The sequence below is a fragment of the Mycobacterium sp. IS-2888 genome (assembly GCF_001954215.1).
Taxonomy (GTDB): Bacteria; Actinomycetota; Actinomycetes; order Mycobacteriales; family Mycobacteriaceae; genus Mycobacterium.
Genome location: NZ_MBET01000067.1, coordinates 117,318 through 134,599, shown reverse-complemented (window position 1 = coordinate 134,599; position 17,282 = coordinate 117,318). Strand labels below are relative to the sequence as shown.

The 17,282-nt window shown below is 67.7% G+C and carries 14 protein-coding genes and 1 tRNA gene; 4 read left to right on the top strand and 11 right to left on the bottom strand.

Going from position 1 to position 17,282, the window contains the following annotated elements:
- Positions 1–170: 170 nt before the first annotated feature.
- The 5 genes from A5745_RS13355 to A5745_RS13335 all read right to left on the bottom strand — a co-directional run bounded on the left by A5745_RS13355 (position 171) and on the right by A5745_RS13335 (position 9,153).
- Positions 171–2,204, bottom strand: coding sequence for a cytochrome c oxidase assembly protein (locus tag A5745_RS13355; RefSeq protein ID WP_076116493.1), 2,034 nt, complete (start codon positions 2,202–2,204; stop codon positions 171–173).
- A 28-nt stretch (positions 2,205–2,232) separates the two neighbouring features.
- Entirely contained in the window at positions 2,233–4,599 is a 2,367-nt protein-coding gene (locus A5745_RS13350; RefSeq protein ID WP_076116490.1) for a glycerol-3-phosphate 1-O-acyltransferase, read from the bottom strand.
- A complete protein-coding gene (locus tag A5745_RS13345; RefSeq protein WP_076116523.1) occupies positions 4,596–6,290 on the bottom strand; it encodes an HAD-IB family hydrolase/lysophospholipid acyltransferase family protein in 1,695 nt (564 codons plus the stop codon). The genes A5745_RS13350 and A5745_RS13345 overlap by 4 nt, the downstream gene beginning before the upstream one ends.
- The gene (locus A5745_RS13340; RefSeq protein ID WP_076060699.1) at positions 6,287–7,759 is read right to left on the bottom strand and encodes a wax ester/triacylglycerol synthase family O-acyltransferase; all 1,473 of its coding nucleotides are present in this window, start codon (positions 7,757–7,759) and stop codon (positions 6,287–6,289) included. Before A5745_RS13340 ends, A5745_RS13345 begins: the two co-directional genes overlap by 4 nt.
- A gap of 149 nt (positions 7,760–7,908) precedes the next feature.
- Positions 7,909–9,153: an alpha/beta hydrolase gene (locus A5745_RS13335; protein WP_076060639.1), complete on the bottom strand. Its 1,245-nt coding sequence runs from the start codon at positions 9,151–9,153 to the stop codon at positions 7,909–7,911.
- A gap of 185 nt (positions 9,154–9,338) precedes the next feature.
- On the opposite strand from A5745_RS13335, the gene A5745_RS13330 reads away from it, so the two are divergent.
- The 4 genes from A5745_RS13330 (at position 9,339) to A5745_RS13315 (ending at position 12,581) form a co-directional block, all read left to right on the top strand.
- A tRNA-Arg gene (locus A5745_RS13330) sits at positions 9,339–9,412 on the top strand.
- Between the two features lie 206 nt (positions 9,413–9,618).
- A complete protein-coding gene (locus tag A5745_RS13325) occupies positions 9,619–11,370 on the top strand; it encodes an MFS transporter (protein ID WP_371336935.1) in 1,752 nt (583 codons plus the stop codon).
- A 37-nt stretch (positions 11,371–11,407) separates the two neighbouring features.
- Positions 11,408–12,178 (top strand): enoyl-CoA hydratase, encoded by a 771-nt coding sequence (locus A5745_RS13320; RefSeq protein WP_076116486.1) that lies wholly within the window; start codon positions 11,408–11,410, stop codon positions 12,176–12,178.
- 112 nt (positions 12,179–12,290) lie between these two features.
- Positions 12,291–12,581 (top strand): hypothetical protein, encoded by a 291-nt coding sequence (locus A5745_RS13315; RefSeq protein ID WP_139329586.1) that lies wholly within the window; start codon positions 12,291–12,293, stop codon positions 12,579–12,581.
- Between the two features lie 9 nt (positions 12,582–12,590).
- Here A5745_RS13315 and A5745_RS13310 read toward each other — a convergent pair whose 3' ends face one another.
- The 6 genes from A5745_RS13310 to A5745_RS13285 form a co-directional block, all read right to left on the bottom strand.
- Positions 12,591–12,863: a hypothetical protein gene (locus A5745_RS13310; protein ID WP_076116481.1), complete on the bottom strand. Its 273-nt coding sequence runs from the start codon at positions 12,861–12,863 to the stop codon at positions 12,591–12,593.
- Between the two features lie 39 nt (positions 12,864–12,902).
- The gene (locus A5745_RS13305; RefSeq protein ID WP_076060630.1) at positions 12,903–13,118 is read right to left on the bottom strand and encodes a hypothetical protein; all 216 of its coding nucleotides are present in this window, start codon (positions 13,116–13,118) and stop codon (positions 12,903–12,905) included.
- Positions 13,119–13,139: 21 nt separating this feature from the next.
- Positions 13,140–14,312: a dihydrolipoamide acetyltransferase family protein gene (locus tag A5745_RS13300; RefSeq protein WP_076116479.1), complete on the bottom strand. Its 1,173-nt coding sequence runs from the start codon at positions 14,310–14,312 to the stop codon at positions 13,140–13,142.
- Positions 14,309–15,364: a 3-methyl-2-oxobutanoate dehydrogenase subunit beta gene (bkdB, locus tag A5745_RS13295; protein WP_076060627.1), complete on the bottom strand. Its 1,056-nt coding sequence runs from the start codon at positions 15,362–15,364 to the stop codon at positions 14,309–14,311. Before bkdB ends, A5745_RS13300 begins: the two co-directional genes overlap by 4 nt.
- Entirely contained in the window at positions 15,361–16,443 is a 1,083-nt protein-coding gene (gene pdhA, locus A5745_RS13290) for a pyruvate dehydrogenase (acetyl-transferring) E1 component subunit alpha (protein WP_254848566.1), read from the bottom strand. The genes bkdB and pdhA overlap by 4 nt, the downstream gene beginning before the upstream one ends.
- A gap of 202 nt (positions 16,444–16,645) precedes the next feature.
- A complete protein-coding gene (locus A5745_RS13285; RefSeq protein WP_076116519.1) occupies positions 16,646–17,257 on the bottom strand; it encodes a nitroreductase family protein in 612 nt (203 codons plus the stop codon).
- Between the last annotated feature and the right edge of the window lie 25 nt (positions 17,258–17,282).

Below are 17,282 nucleotides of genomic sequence, written 5' to 3'. Positions count from 1 at the left end.
CCCGGGCCTCTCGGCGAACGCGCCAACTGGCGGTGGTATCACCCCTTCCAACCCCAACCACCACCCACAAACAACTAGGTCCGCACGCGGAGCCGGTCGCCTGCCGGCAACACACCGAAACTCAAACGGGCTGGGCCATCAAGGAATTCGGTCGGACCCACAAAATCCGTCTACCGTGTCTTCGGCGATCCTGGCGTTTCGCGCCGCGCCAGCTCGGCGAGCATCGCGTTGTACGCAGTCAGGTCGGCGTCGTCGTTGCGTTCGGCCGCGCGGTCCAGCCGCCGCGCGGTGCGCGCATCGCTGCGCGCCCACTGCACGAGCAGCGCGATCATGACGATCACCAGGGGCACTTCCCCTGCCGCCCAAGCGATTCCGCCGCCCAGTCGCTGATCACCCAGCAGATCGGTGTGCCAGGGCAGGCCCAATGACCGGTAATAGGCGGCGCCGAGCACGGTTCGGGTGCCCATCAACTCCACGCCGAAGAACGCGTGCAGCGGGAGCGAGGCGAACACGACGGCCACCTTGGCTATCGGCGGGATCGGCCGCGGCGTCGGGTCCACCCCGATCACGACCCAGTAGAACAAATAGCCGCTGATGAGGAAGTGCAGGTTCATCGCCATATGGCCGGCGTGACTGCTGACCGTGGTGTCGAAGAGGTTCGAGAAGTACAGCCCGTAGAACCCCGCGACGAACAACGCGGTGGCGACCACTGGATTGGTCAGCAGCCGCGAGACCCGGCTGTGCAGCGCGGCCAGGATCCATTCCCGCATACCCGGCGGATCGCCGCGGCCGGCGGCCGGCAGCGCCCGTAACGCCAGGCTAACCGGCGCGCCGAGCACCAACAGGATCGGGACCAGCATCGACAGCCCCATGTGGGCGACCATGTGCATGCTGAACATGGCGGGCATGTAGCGCCCCACGCCCGACGACGTCACGAACAGCAACACCACGCAGCCGAGCAGCCAGGCCACCATCCGCCCCGGCGGCCACCGATCGCCGCGGCGACGCAGCCGCACCACGGCCGCCACATACAAACCGGCGAGAACTATTGCGGCCGTGCCGAAGATCAGGTCGAAGCGCCAGTCGAACAGGACGCGCGCCAGAGTGGGCGGACCGTCGAGGTCGTAGCCGATCTCGGCTTCGGAGATCGACGGCAACCGCGACGGCGGTGGCGGCGGTGGGGTACGCCCCAGCCCGACGGCGACGCCGAAGGTCAGACCGAAAACGACCGCCTCGGTCAGGGCCAGCCGGATCAAGACACCGCGCGCCGGGACCGCGGGACCCGGATCCGCTTGCAGCGCAGCAACTCCGGCGCGTCGCTGGCGCCAACCCACGACACCCAGCACGCACAGCGCGACGAACTTGACGGCCACCAGCCGCCCGTACCCGGTGGTGAACAGCTCGGCAGGCGTCAGCCGCACCGCGGCGTTGACCAAACCGCTGAGCGCCATCGCCACCCAACACCACAGGGCGATCGCCGAGAAGCGCCGCGCCGCCAGGCCGATGTGTTCACCGGCGCGCAACGCGTGGGTCAACAGCGCCAGCAGCCCGCCGGCCCACAGCGTGGCGGCGACGAGGTGGATCAGCAGGCTGTTGGTGGCCAGGTCGTGTGAGCCGCCCGCCGACGAGTGACCGGTCAGCCCGAGCGGAACCAGCGTCAACAACGCCCCGGCGAGCAGCACCGGCGTCCAGGACCAGCGCAGCACCGCCACGCTGGCCAACGTCACCGTTGCGGCCAAGAATGCGGTCCAGCGCCACGCGGACGCGGTATAGATCAGGTCGGCCAGCCTCCAGATCGTCACCGGGTTGAGGTGCTCGACCAACGGGTGCCCGGACACGTCGGAAATGGTCAGCGGGACCAGCAGGGCCGCACACACCGCCCACACGCCCGACGCGACGGTCCCCAGCCGCAGCGCGCGGTACCCGCCGGCGTCGAGCACGCCGCTGCCCTGCGGGGGCACCAGAAACGCCGCGAAAAGAAACGATCCGACGGCCAGCGCCGCCGCGATCTCACCGGCCGCCCGGACGAACGGCAGCCCCACCGTGGTCGCCGGGCCCGGATTGGGCAGACCCGTCAGCGTCAGCGCGTCCGCCAGCGACAGCGCCCCGATTCCGGCCGCCGTGCAGCCGGCCAGCACCGCGACGCCGGCGAGTAGCGGCCACGCCAGCGCGGCGGGCTTGCCGGCGGGCCAGGCAACCGTCATGTACCCAGGGTATGGGCGGGCGCTGCGACTACAGAGGTTGGCTGTCCAGGCGGCCCGACCGGGCCCTGGTCTCGCGGGCGACGAACTGATCGCGCGCGATCCGCCCGACATGATCGGAATCGCGGATGATGTCGCGCAATTCCCGCCGGAACGCGATCCGTCGCTCGGCGAGGTCGGCAGCGGGCGCGATCAGATCCTGGTCGGCGACCACCTGGTAAGCGGTGGCGAACAGCAATGTCGACACCGATTCGCCGCTGCGCACCCGGGCCTGCGCCACGTATTGCCGGCCCACCCCCAGCGCCAGCTCCGTCAGTTCCTTCTGGGTGATGTCGGCCGGCGCGTCACGCAACACGTCGGCGACGATCTCATAGGCCTCGAAGAACACCCGCAACATGGCGTCCGCCATCAGCGGGCGTTTGGAGAACAGCATCGCGTCGATCTCGTCACCCCCGGCGGCGACGTGGGCCTCCCAATCGTCGTGCCACGCCATCTCTTCGGCGATGTTGTGCCGAAATGCCGCGGAATCGGCGAAGTAGAAATCGAACTTCAGCAGATCGCGCAACCGCATCGCCTGGGCCCAAAACGCCTCCATGCGATCGCCTTTCGCGCGCCTAGCGTGCGTGAGCGCGAGCTCGACGATCGAGGTCTCCAGGAAGGCATGTATCAGGGAGTTACGGTAGAACGCCGCGGCGTGCTGCTCCTCGGGCGCGATGCGCCACACCGGTTCCCGGCCGCTGTCGACGCGGGTGATCGGGTGACCGTTGGACAATGTGTCGACCGCCGCACGCACCCCGTCGCGGGAGCGCAGCCGCAACAGGCTGGTCGACATCGGGGTCTGCTTGCGCTCCAGGTAGTCCAGCGCATCCTGCAGGGTGTGGTGCAGCTGATCGAGCGTCAACGCCGCGCCCCGGGTGGTCAGCAGCAACGCGCACACCAATCCCGTCGCCGTCACCGGCGTCGCCTGCAAAATCCGCCACGCCACTTCGAACGACATCTTCTGCAGCGCAAGCCGTTTGGCGTCCGGATCCTGGGCCAGCGAGCCGTGCGGCGGACCGAGGTGCTCGCGCATCGATACGGCTTCGGGAAAGCGAACGTAGATCTTCCCGTAGTTGCGTTCGCCCTGCGCCCTGATGAAGTTGTACAGCCACAGGATGCCCTCGGGTGTCTTTTCGCCGCCGCGGGCGTACGCGGCGTATTCGGCGGTCTCGTGTAGCTGGTCGAAGCTGATCGACACTGGCTGCAGCAGGATGTCTTCGCTGCGGCCGTCGAGGTAGGCGTCGGCCACATAGGCCAGCAGACCGAGCTTGGGCGGCAACATCTTTCCGGTGCGCGATCTGGTTCCTTCGATGGACCAGCTCAGGTTGAACCGCTTCTCGACGATGTAGCCGACATATTCGCGCAGGACGTACTTGTATAGCGGGTTATCGCCGATGTTGCGGCGGATGAAGATGGTGCCGGCACGGCGCAACAGCGGCCCCATCACCCCGAACGACAGGTTGATGCCGGCGAACACATGCACGGGCGGCAGCCGATTCTCCTGCATCGCCACCGGCACCACCGCGCCGTCGATGTAGGACCGGTGCGAGAAGAGCAGTACCGCCGGATGTGCTTCCAGCCCGGTGCGCATCGCCGCGACCTGATACTCGTCGTAGTCGATCTCCGGGTCGAAGCCGCGGCTGAGTGCCCTGCCGAGGACGCCAACCAGGTCGACGGACACCCTGCTCCAGCCGGTGGCGAGTTCGTCGAGCACCCCCGCGGCTTCCTCCACGGTGGCACCCGGGATTTTCTCCAGGCCGGCGCGAAACCGTGTGGACGCCAGGATTTCCGGCTTCACCAACCGCGGAGACTTGTACTGCGGCCCGAGGATTCGGTACTCGGCGCGTTCCATCGCCAAGATCGCGCGGCGGGTGACGAACTGCGCGAAGTCGCGCTTATCCTCACCGACGGTGGTGTCGCGCCACTGCTGTCGGAGTTCGGACACCTTGGCGGGCTCGCCTGCGACCACGCGCGCCCGGTGGGGGGCATCGCGCAGGATGCGTCGTTGCTGACGTTGGTTGGGGTGGTAGGGATCTCGGCCGGGTAGCAACCCGGCCACCTTGGCGATCCTGCCGCGGTCCGCGGGCGGCAGCCAGAACACCCGCACCGGAACGACCAACCGGTCGTCGGCGGATTCGGAGCCGGACTCGAGCTGCTCGGCGAGAGCGGTCAGTGCCGCCGGTGGCGCATCACGCGACGGCAATTTCAGTACGTCGAACCTGGTCTCCGGGTGCCGGGCGCGCTGCTTGCCCAGCCAATCCATCACCAGCTCCCGTTCGACGCCCGTGTGCATGGACGCCAATACCAGCGAGTCCTGCGCGGCCAATACCGCGCTGGTATCTGCGACCGGTTGCGTCACGGCCGCCCTCTGGGACGTGAAGGCTGTTGTACCTCACCGTCTTTGAGAGCGACCTTGGACGCATGCGGCTCAGGCTTGGCCCTACTGGCCGCCTTCTTCGCGGCGGATTTCTTCCCGCTGCTGGTTTTCTTCGCGGTAGCCTTCTTCGCCGGGGCCTTGCGCGCGGCGGATTTGGCGGCCGGCTTGGCTTTTTTTGCCGCCTTCTTCTCCGCGTACAGGTCGACCTCGGGCAGCTCGTCGACGGGCCAATTGGCCAGGGTGTCCAGATAGAGCTGGCGCACCTCGGCGATGCGCTCCGGCAACGTGTCCAATGTCCAGCCATCGACGGGGATCGGCGGGAACACCGCGACGTCGACCGTGCCCGGATTTATCGTTGTCGAGTTTCGGGCCGCGACGATCTCGGCGTTGCGAATCACGATGGGCACGATGGGAATTCCCACCGCCATCGCGATGCGGAAGGGTCCCTTCTTGAAGGGACCGACCTCGGTGGTGTCCACGCGAGTGCCCTCGGGTGCGATCACGATCGAAAGCCCGTTCTTGGCCCGATCTTCGACCGCGTGCATGGTCTCCACCGCGGCGACCGGATCGTCGCGATCGATGAACACCCCGTCGAGCAGCTTGCCAAGCGTGCCCATGATCGGGTCCTTTTCGAGCTCCTTCTTGCCCACGCCGACCCAATTGTCGCGCACCAGCGCCCCGGCGATGACGGGGTCAACCTGGTTGCGGTGGTTGAAGATAAAGACCGCGGGCCGTTGCGCGGTCAGGTTCTCCTTGCCGACGACGTTCAGGTGCACACCCGCGATCGCGAGCGACAACTGGGAAAAAGTGGACGTGAAGAAGTTCACGCCGCGGCGCCGGCTACCGGTCAGCAGACCAATGCCCACCGCGCCGGCCGCGACCGGAAACATCGAACCGAAGCCGGCGAGCGTTCGCACCTGCCGCCGCAGTCCCACGCGACCGCGGCTGTTGAATCTCAGGATCGGCCAGCCGCGACGCTTGGCGACGGCGGCCATCTTGCCCTCGGGGTTCGTCGGCCGCGGATTGCCGACCAGGTACATCAGGGCGACGTCCTCGTCACCGTCGGCGTAGAAGTAGCTGTCTTTGAGGTCGATGTCGTGCTCGGCCGCAAACCGTTGCACCGCAGCGGCTTTGCCCGGGCCCCACAGGATGGGCTTCACTATCCGGCCGGTGAGCAACCCGTCTTCGTTGGTCTCGAACTTGTTGGTCAGCATGTTGGTGATCCCGAGGAAGCGGGCCACCGGATTGACCTGGATGGTCAGCGCCGACGAGCTGAGCACCACGGTGTGGCCGCGGGCGACATGAGCCCGCACCAGCTCGCGCATCTCCGGATAGATCCGCGACTCGATCCGCTGGGCGAAAAGGCGCTCGCCGATCTCCTCGAGGTCGTCGATCAGCCGTCCGGTCAGCGCCGAGCCGGCCTTGCCGATGAGGTCTTCGAACTCGATGCGTCCGAGCGTGTGGCTCAGACCCGCCTGAACCATGCCGAGTAGTTCGCCGACGCCCATGTCGCGGCGCCGCAAGCGCTCCTGGGTGAGGATGACGGCGGTGAACCCGGCAACCAGGGTGCCGTCGAGGTCGAAGAACGCTCCGATCTTCGGGCCGGGCGGACTGGCGAGGATCTCGGCGACCGAGCCGGGCAGCCGCATGTCCCGCTCGTCGGCGGGGCTCATGAGCCGGCCACCGATCGAGGCGCCGACCCGGCCGGCTCGGCGAACGACGCCGGTACGGCGCGCGGTTTCGGGTCGCCGCACAGCGCCAGGATCTCGTCGAAACCGTCGAGCAGGCACCGGGCGAACAACGCCTCGTTTCGCACCGAGGCCCGGTCGTAGCGCACGGTGATCGTGCACCAGCCGCCGCGGGAAATCAGCACGACCATCATCGCCACCCCGGGTAGTGGGCCGATCCCGTACTGCCGCAATATCTTTGCGCCGGCGATGTAGGTGTCCCCCGGATAGACCGGGACGTTGCTGGCCTGCACGTCGGAGCCGATGACCGAACCGGTGATTCCCTCCAGGACCGCCGTCGGCAAGACGCTCAGCACCGGCGCGATGGAACCGATGATGTTCATCGCCGGCTCCTCGCGGCGCTGCGTCATCTGCGCGCGGATCTTCTTCATCCGGGCGACCGGGTCGGCGGTGCCCAACGGGGCCGCCAGGTTGACGCCGGTGAATCGGTTGCCGCCAGCGGTGTCGGCGTCGGCCCGCAGGTTGACGGGCACCGCCATCGGCAGCGTGCTGATCGGGACGCCGAGGGCCTCGTGGTAGCGCCGCAGCGCGCCGGACAGGCCGGCGAGGTAGGCGTCGTTGATCGATCCGCCGCCGCACTTTGCGGCCTTGTGCAGATCGGAGAGCCGGATGTCGATGGCCTCGGTGCGGGTGGCCAGGCTGCGCCGCCGCAGCAGCGGCGAGGGCTCGGCGGCGCGGTTGATCACCCGCATGCCCGACGTGGCGTAGCCCACGATCCCCGAAACCGTGGACACCGGGTCCAAAAGCGCTCGCCCGGTGGCCGATACGGCCCCCGATACCGCACCCAAGACACCGTTCACGATGGCGAAGGGCAAGTGGTTGATGCCTTGCCGCATCAGGTCATTGGGCGTCAGATCCTGCGGAATGGGTTGCGGCGCTGTCGGTCTGGCGGGTGGGTCGCGCTCGAGGTCATAGATCTGCGCGAACATCTCGACGCCGCCGACGCCGTCGGTCACGGCATGGCTGACGTGCAGCAGCGTCGCAGCCTTGCCGTCGGCCAGACCCTCGACCAGGGTGGCGGTCCACAGCGGGCGCGATATGTCCATCGGCGACTGCAGGATCACCTCGGCCAGATCGAATACCTCACGCAGCGTGCCGGGTTCTGACACGCGCACCCTGCGCACATGGAAGTCGAGATTGAAATCGGGATCGACCACCCACCGCGGCGCCGCGGTCGGCAGTGTCGGCACCACAACTTTCTGCCGCAGGCGCAACACCCGTCGTGACGCGTTTTCGAACCGTGACCGGAACCGCTCCCAGTCCGGCGTCGCGTCGAGGAGCTCCAGCGCCATGATTCCCGAGCGGGTCCGGGGGTTCGCCTCCCCCCGGTGCATTAGATAGTCGACCGGTCCAAGTTCGTCGGACAATCCAACCGCCTCGACGGACTCAGCCATGATCGTCAACTCGACGCGCCAACCTTCTCACCGCCGACCAAGCCTCCTGCCTCGGACTTGCCATCCAGTAGCCAACACAACGCTAGTCGGCTCGACGCGCTGGTGAAAGGCGCGACCCCGGCGCGGGGATCGCGTGCGGGTGGCCCGGCTCAGCTGGCCGAAGAAGCCGTCAGCGGCAACGAATCCACGAGCGAGTGGGTGCGCCGCCCGTAGACGACGCCCAGGAAGTCGGCGACGGCGTCGGCGGCCAGCCGTGATCGAACCGTCGGGGTGATGTCGAACGCGTGGTGGGCATTGGCCAGCTCGGCGTAGGCCACCGTCGGCGCCCCGGCCGCACGCAGGGCCGCACAGAACGCGCGGGCCTGGCCGCAGGGAACCAGTTCGTCCTTCTCGCCGTGCAGCAGGAAGAACGGGGGCGCCTCGGCATGCGCGTATGAAATCGGCGATGCCGCCCTGAACTTTTCGGGGGCATCGGCGTAGCGAGCACGCATCACGATCTGCTCGAGGAACGGCATCATCAGCTCGTGCATGTTCTCCGTGCTGGTGAAGTCGTAGACGCCGTAATACGGTGCGACCGCCTGCAGCGTCGTGTCGGCGTTTTCGAAGCCGGGCTGGAACTCCGGGTCGTTGGGGGTGAGGGCGGCCAACGACGCCAGGTGCGCACCCGCGGACCCGCCGGTGATCGCGATGAAATCGGGGTCGCCGCCGTAGTCGGCGATATTTTCCCGGACCCAGGCGATGGCCCGCTTCACGTCGATGATGTGCGCCGGAAATGTGGACCGCGGACTCCTGCTGTAGTCGATGGAGACGCAGATCCAGCCGAGCTCCACCATCCGGCTCATCAGCGTGTACGCCTGACCGCGTTTGCCGTTGACGGCCCACGCGCCGCCGGGAACCTGGATGAGCACCGGCGCACGGCGCCCCGGGAGAAGATCATGACGCCGCCAGATGTCCAGCAGGTGGCGCCCGCCGGGGCCATAGGAGATGTCGGAAGTGTGCCGCGCGTACTTGCGGTGCGGGCCCGGCATGCGGATCAGCCCGTCGCGGGGCGCGCACTCGGACTGCTCGCAGGTCGGATGGCACACCAGCTCGCGGAAGTCGGGCCCGAAGGACTCCTCGAGCGCGGCAGTGAGCGCTTGATCCGCCCGCTGCGCGGCCCAGCTGGCGCCGACGCGGCCGATGGATGGGCGCGATACGCGAGACAGGGCGTGCCCGGTCACGACGTGCGGGGGAAACTCCGCGGACAGCCAGCCGGCAAACCAGCCAACCGCGAAGGGCGAGCCGCGCAGCAGCAGCGCGCCAGCGCGATAGGTATCTCTGGCATCGGCCGCCAGGCGCAGTGCCTGGGCACCTGCCGACGACCAGCGCGAGGTCAAGTTCATGGCCACGCTCATAGCAACGCCACCCCTCGACGTTATGCACACGCCTCGTTGCGGTTAACGGCTGTTTACCAGCCGATGTTGTGCGTGTGTCGAGGCTCACACCATAACCGATAAGCCCGGCGCGGGAAGACTTTTCGCGTGCGTGGCGGCCAGCTAATCGGATCTGCGGCCCGATTAGATAGACTGACCTGCACATTGCCTCCGTAGCTCAGGTGGATAGAGCAAGGGCCTTCTAATCCCTAGGTCGCACGTTCGAGTCGTGCCGGGGGCACCGGCAAACGCCTTGCCGGGGTTCCAGACAATTCGGCGCTTCGAGTCGCCGGTGTGGTGAACGCGGCATGAAGGCGGTGAGCGGCGCGCTGAGCGCGACGCGGGGGTGCCGCCAGCTAACTCGACCGACAGGTACCGGGAAATCCGGCGGCGCGTGTCAGCCCCTGGGAACACGCGCCCGCACGGCTTCCATTAGTTTGTATGCCTATGCGTTTTGGGTTGATGGGCCCCGCCTCGACGAACCCGACGCTGGCCCCGGCCGAACCGGAGGGTCGTCGCCTCCGATGGGACGTCGACCACCCCCACTACAAGTGGGTCGCGCTGTCGAACACCACGCTCGGCATGCTGCTGGCGATGATCAACGCATCGATCGTGCTGATCTCCTTGCCGTCGATCTTCCGCGGGATCGGATTGGAGCCGCTGGCCCCGTCGAACATCGGCTATCTGCTGTGGATGCTGATGGGCTATCTGGTGGTCACGGCGGTCTTGGTGGTGTTGGTCGGACGACTGGGCGACATGTTCGGCCGGGTGCGCATCTACAACGTGGGCTTCGCGGTGTTTACGTTCGCGGCGATCGCGCTGTCGTTCGACCCTTTCCACCAGGGCGCAGGCGCGATGTGGCTGATCTGCTGGCGCGTAATCCAGGGCATCGGCGGCGCGATCCTCATGGCGTTGTCGGCGGCGATTCTCACCGACGCGTTCCCGAGCAATCAGCGCGGGATGGCACTCGGATTCAACATGGTGGCCGCGGTGGCCGGCTCGTTCCTCGGCCTGCTGCTCGGGGGCCTGCTGGCGGAGTGGGACTGGAAGGCGATCTTCTGGGTCGGTGTGCCGATCGGCGTGCTGGGCACCGTCTGGGGCGTGCGCTCGCTGCACGAGATCGGCGTGCGTACGCCGGGCCCGTTGGACTGGCCCGGCACCGTGACGTTCGCCGTCGGGTTGACCGTCGTCCTGGTTGGTATCACCTACGGCATTCAGCCGTACGGTGGCCGAGCGACGGGCTGGACGAACCCACTGGTTCTGGGCTCGATCGCGGTCGGGCTGCTGTTGCTGGCCGCGTTCTGCGTCATCGAGCTGCGGGCGGCGCAGCCGATGGTCGACATCCGGCTGTTTCGGTCGGCGGGATTCGGGATGGGCAACCTGGCCAACCTCATGGCGTCGAGCGGCCGCGGTGGCTTGCAGTTCATGCTCATCATCTGGTTGCAGGGCATCTGGTTGCCGCTTCGCGGATACAGCTTCGAGTCGACGCCCCTGTGGGCGGGCATCTATATGCTGCCGGCGACGATCGGGTTCCTGATCGCGGCGCCGCTGGCGGGGTGGCTGGCGGATCGGTTCGGCGCGCGGCCGTTCGCGGTCGCCGGGATGCTGCTGATGGCGGCCACGTTCATCGGCCTGGTGCTGATTCCGGTCGATTTCGACTACCCGGTTTTCGCGCTGCTGATTTTCCTCAATGCGCTGGGCGGGGGCATCTTCACCGCGCCCAACACCGCCACGATCATGTCGAGCGTCCCGGCCGACCAACGCGGAGCGGCGTCCGGTGTCCGGGCGACGTTCTTCAACGCCGGTTCGGCGCTGTCGATCGGCGTCTTCTTCTCGCTGATGGTCGTCGGGCTGGCGAACACGCTGCCGCAGGCACTGGACGGCGGGCTGCAGGCCCAGGGTGTGTCGGCAGCGGTGGCGCGGGATGTCGCCGGACTGCCCCCGGTGGGCAGCCTGTTCGCGGCGTTCCTGGGCTACAACCCGATCGCGGAGTTGCTCGCCGGTTCGCATGCACTGCAACAACCGGGGGTCAACGCGGGCGTGCTCACCGGCAAGTCGTTCTTCCCGGCGCTGATCTCGGGGCCATTCCACGCCGGGCTGGTGGTGGTGTTCGTCGCCGCGGCGCTGATGACGTTTACCGGCGCGTTGGCGTCGCTGGTCAGCCCCGGGCGCTACGCCGACGAGGTGGCGGAAATCTAGGAGCGGGCCCGCCGAGGCCGCGACGTAGTCTTTGGCGATGGCCCAGTCCGACCTAGTCCTCTACCGCGTAAACGATCACGTCGCAATCATCACCGTCAACGACCCCGACCGGCGCAACGCGTTCACCGCAGAGATGTCGGCGCTGCTGCGCGGCGCCGTGGAACGGGCCGAAGCCGACGCCGGCGTGCACGCCGTGGTGGTCACCGGGGCCGGCAAGGCATTCTGCGCGGGTGCCGACCTCAGCGCGCTGGGCGCCGCGGGCGGCGGGGCGGCGGAGTCGGGGCTGACGCGGATCTACGACGGCTTCATGGCCGTCGGCAACTGCACGCTCCCCACGATCGCCGCGGTCAACGGCCCCGCCGTCGGGGCCGGGCTCAACTTGGCAATGGCCGCCGACGTGCGCATTGCGGGGCCGGCGGCGTTGTTCGACGCGCGTTTCCAGAAGCTCGGACTGCACCCCGGCGGCGGCGCGACATGGATGCTGCAGCGGGCGGTTGGCCCGCAGGTGGCGCGCGCCGCGCTGCTGTTCGGCATGCGCTTCGACGCCGAATCCGCCGTGCGCCACGGGCTGGCTCTCAGCGTGGCCGACGACCCCGTCGCCGCGGCGCTGGAGCTGGCATCCGGGCCCGCCGGCGCACCGCGCGACGTGGTGCTGGCAACGAAGGCCACGATGCGCGCCACGGCCAGCCCCGGGGCGCTGGACACCGAGCACCACGAACTCGCGATGCGCACCGAACTGGGCCCGCAGGTCTACTCCATCCAGTCACCGGAGTTCGCCGCGCGATTGGCCGCGGCACGCCGCAGATAGCGTTGGGCCCAACCGTCTGTGGTGGGAAATTTTGGGATCGGTAGCAAACCGGCGCGTGTGGACTTGCGAAGACGACACCGAAGAGGTGGCGCACCCGAGCAAAGGAAGCAGCATGATCTCCGCCCGCACTCTGAAGCGGCTCATCGCCGGAACGCTGCTGTCCACCGGTGTCGCGATGGCTGGATTCGGATTGGCCGCAGGGGCAGCGCAGGCCCAGCCGGGCCTTGCGCCGCAGGTTTACTGGTGCCCGAACCAGCCCTGGAACCCGGCATGGGGTGAGAACAAATACTGGAATCAGTGTTGGGACACGGACAACCCGCCGGCGCACCCGCCGCCACCGCCGTTCCACCAGCCGAACTTCAATTGCGGCCTGTTTTGGTGCCCCGTGCCGCCCCACCCGTGACGACGGGGGTCATACCGCGGTAATGCCGTTGGGAGGCACAGACTTTCGCATCCAGAAGTCCCGACAAATCTGGCCCTCCGCTCCGTAATCGGGGCTCGCGTGGCAGTTGCCCTGGTATCCGCGCGCAGGGTCATCGGCCGGGAGCGCGTCGATGCAAGCCTGGTGGGCAGCGGGATCGGTGATGCTGACACAGGGATCGTCGGCGTGTGCTTGTGCCGGTGGAATGAAGAGGGATGCCAGCGCCATCACCGCCACCGCCGACGCGGCCATCAGTGCCTTCATTCGTCCATGCTCTCCTAATTCCCTGATCGCCGGCAGGGTTTACGTGAATAGTTCGGGATGCTCGCGGAGTAACCGCACCTCAGCCGCGGCTACCACCGCCTCCGCCGCCGACACCGCCGCAGCCGCGGCTTCGGCCTCTAACGCTTCGGCGTGGGCGCGCCGCAATTCTCCGCGCCCCAAAAGGGGGCACACGAAGAACAGGCCCAACATGATCCAGCAGATGACGTTGAAGTCTAGTGCGAGTTCGTTTCCCATCGAGTTGCTCGTCCCTGGCAATTAGAGGTCCAGCAGCGCGGTCTGCGGCGACTCGATCAGATCTCTGAGCTCGCAGACGAAATGGGCGGCCTGCGCGCCGTCGGCGACGCGGTGGTCGAACACGCATGTCAGCGTCATCGTCGGACGGACCACTACCTCGTCACCAACGACCACCGGGCGCGGCCTGATCGCTCCCATGCCCAGGATGGCGGCCTCGGGATGGTTGATCACCGGCACGCCGTCGTCGACGCCCAGGGCACCGAAGTTCGAGACGGTGAACGTCGAGCCGCGCAGCTCGGCGGGCGCCAGCGTGCCGCCGCGCGCGCCGGCGATCAATTCGGCCGTCCGGCTTGCTAATTCGCGGGTGTTCTTGCTTTGGGCATCGGTGATCACCGGAACAAGCAGGCCGCGCTTGGTCGCCACCCCGAAGCCCAGGTGTATGTGACGATGGACGCGTACCTGCGGTCCGTCGGGTGCATCGACCCACGTCGAGTTCAGAATCTTGTTGTGGGTCAACGCGACAACCAGCATCCGCAGGGTAAGCACGAACGGCGTGATCTCCTGGTGCGCCGCACGGAAACGGTCGCGCAGCCGCAGCAATTCGCTGCAGTCGACACCCACGGCTACCTTTGCGGCCGGAATTTCTTTGTGGGACAACGCCATTCTCTCCGCCATCCGCGCCTGCACGCCGTGTACAGGCCGGATATCGGACTCAGCCTCGGACGCCTTGGCGGCCGACAGCACGTCCCCGCGGGTGATCACCCCGCGGTGCTGGATCGAGGCAAGGTCGACGGAGAGCTCCTTGGCCAGTTTGCGCACCGGAGGAGCGGCGCGCGGCCGGCCCCGTCGGCGGCTGACGTCGATGTCGGCGTCGGCGCCGTAGCCGACCAGCGTGGGCACCGCGGGCTGGCCGTTGGCCGCCGGCGCCTCCCCGCTCGCCGGCACCGTGTCGATCCGGACCAGCACCGCGCCCACGTTGAGCACATCGCCTTCGGCGCCGTGCGTTTCGACGATCCGGCCCGCGTATGGGCTCGGGATCTCCACCTCGGCCTTGGCGGTCTCGACCGAACACAGAACCTGGTTGAGTTCGACTTCGTCGCCGACCGCGACGTTCCAGCATGACACCGTGACCTCTTGGAGTCCCTCGCCAAGGTCGGGCACCCGGAACGACTTGATCCGCTCGTCGGCGCTCATGGCTGCTCCAACACGCGCTCTACGCAGTCCAGCAGCCGGTCGGGGCCCGGCAGCCACAACCTCTCCAGCCGCGCCGGCGGGTAGGGCGTGTCGAATCCGCAGGCGCGCAACACCGGCGCTTCCAGCTCGTAGAACATCTCCTCCTGGATTCGTGCGGCCAAACCGGCGCCGTAGCCCAGGCTGCGTGGCCCCTCGTGCATCACCACGCAGCGTCCGGTGCGATGGATCGATGCGGCGACGGTGTCGAAATCCAAAGGCACCAACGAGCGCAGGTCGATGACCTCCAGGCTCCAACCGTGTTCGCGCTGAGCATCTTCCGCGGTGGCGACGGCGGTATTCACCAGGCTGCCGTAGGTGATGACCGTGACTTCGGTGCCAGGACGGCGCACCATCGCCCGGCCGATCGGGGGTTCGGGCCGATCGAAGTCGACCGCGCCGCGACCCTGATAGCGCCGCTTCGGCTCTAGGTAGATCACCGGATCCGGGCAGGCGATCGCGTGCCGCAGCAGCCAATACGCGTCGGACGGGGTCGACGGGACCACCACCTTCAGACCGGCGGTGTGCGCCCAGTACGACTCGGTGGAGTCCGAATGATGTTCGGCCGCACCGATGCCACCGAACGACGGTATGCGGACGGTGACCGGCATGTTCACCTCCCCGCGGGTGCGGGTGCGGTACTTCGCCAGGTGGCTGACCACCTGATCGAACGCCGGATAGGAGAAGCCGTCGAACTGGATCTCGGGCACCGGCACGAAGCCGCGCAGGGCCAGTCCGATCGCGATCCCAATCAGCGCGGACTCCGCCAGCGGGGTGTCGAAACAACGGTCCTCGCCGAACGTCCGGGCCAGTCCCTCGGTCACCCGGAACACCCCACCCTCGACCGACACGTCTTCGCCGAACACCAGGACCCGGTCGTCCGCGGCCATCGCGTCGTGCAGCGCGCGGTTGAGCGCCTGCACCATGGTCAGCTGTTGTGCGCCCAGCGCGACCTCGTCGACGGTCGCCGTCAACGCTTCATCGGGACCGGCCGGACGGTCGGCGAGCTGGGTCATGCGAGCCTCCCCAATTCGGCGCGCAGCTGCTGGCGCTGCGCCTGCAGTCCCGGCGTGATCTCGGCGTAGACGGTGGTGAAGACTTCGTCGATGTCGATGTCGGGCGCGTCGAACACCGCGTCGCGCAGTTCGGCCCGCATTCGCTTCGACCGGGCGGCGACGCGGTCTTCCAGGCGTTCCGACCACAGCCCCTGGCCTTGCAAGTACGTGCGGTAGCGCGGAATCGGATCCAACGCCTCCCAGCGGTCCACTTCTTCCTGGGTCCGGTACCGACTCGGATCATCGGAGGTGGTGTGCGGGCCCAGCCGGTAGGTGACCGCCTCGATCAACGTCGGGCCGGCGCCGGCCCGGGCGCGCGCGGCGGCTTCGGCCATGACCGCGTAGCACGCCAGCACGTCGTTGCCGTCCACCCGGATACCGGGCATCCCATAGCCAATCGCCTTGTGCGCGATCGAAGGTGCGGCGGTCTGTCTGGAGACCGGCACCGAGATCGCCCATTGGTTGTTCTGCACATAGAACACGCACGGCGTGGTGAACACCGCAGCGAAGTTCAACGCCTCGTGCACGTCGCCCTCGCTGGTGGCGCCGTCACCGAGGAAGGCCACCGTCACCGAGTCTTCGCCCAGGCGTTGTGCGGCCATCGCCGCCCCGACGGCGTGCAGCGTCTGGGTACCGATCGGAATCGACATCGGGGCACAGCATTTCTTGGTGAATTCCAGCCCGCCATGCCAGGTTCCGCGCCATGCGGCCCCCACGTGACCGGGCGGGATGCCGCGCACCAGAAACGCGCCCAACTCGCGATACTGGGGAAACAGCCAGTCGGTTTTGCGCAGGCAGGCCGTCGCGCCGACCTGGGCGGCTTCCTGGCCGCGGCACGATGCGAACAACGCCAACTGTCCTTGGCGCTTCAGGTTGACGAATTCGGTGTCCAGCTCCCGGGTGACCACCATCGTCTCGTAGAGCCAGCACAGTGTCTCGGCGGGAAGGTCGCGGCTGTATCGGCGTTCGGCGGTCGGTGTGCCGTCCGCGGCGATCAGTTGCACCGGCTCGAGGTCGACGGTCATCGGCATCCGAGACATATCCGCCACAACGCCTCCCTAGCTCAGGGCCGCGTGACGGGTCAGGTCAGCAAACCAGCTGCACGAAAGACTCCGCTCGCCGCGACACTGGCGCACTTTCCATTATGCGCTTTTGGCCTCTGCGTACCGCTCTGCCGAGAGGCATGTCGCCCGGCGTGTCTCAACGCTGCGGACCGCCCCAATTACCGGACCCGGCGTACCGTCATGCGGTTGTCGGCGGCCACGGCTGATCCCAACGGTCGATCGCCGCCACCTCATCAAGCGGCTTGCGCCGCACCGCGTGGTGCCCGCCCTTGGGCCAGCCCACCGTAAGCAGGGTTGCGATCTTCCAGTCGTCAGGAATTCCAATCATGGGCCGCAGCTGGTCCTCGCAAGACCCGTGCCACAGGGTGATCGCCGCACCAAGTCCCTGAGCGCGGGCCGCCAGCAGGAAGTTCTGCACGGCGGGAAAGATCGAACCCCCTTGCTGCAGTTCGGTGGTCCCTCGCTGCGGCTGGACACAGAACAGCACCAGCACGGGTGCCGCGCCACCGACGCGCATGTGCTCAGCCATCGTTCGCAAGACGCGCGATTTGGGGTCATCAGCCCCGTCCTGCGGCATCGAAAACCGATAGAAGTCGGTCATCACGTCCCATGTCTGGTGGGCTGCGGCTGTGACCACGTCGCGCAGGCCATTCGATCTCAGGACGACGAACTTCCACGGCTGCTGATTGCCCCCGGACGGAGCCCAACTCGCCGCGCGCAGGCACGTGTCGATGGCCTCGTCCGAGACAGGTTCGTCGCGATAGCGCCGCACGGCAGACGCGGTTCGCATGACCTCCCACAGGTCCGCTGATGTC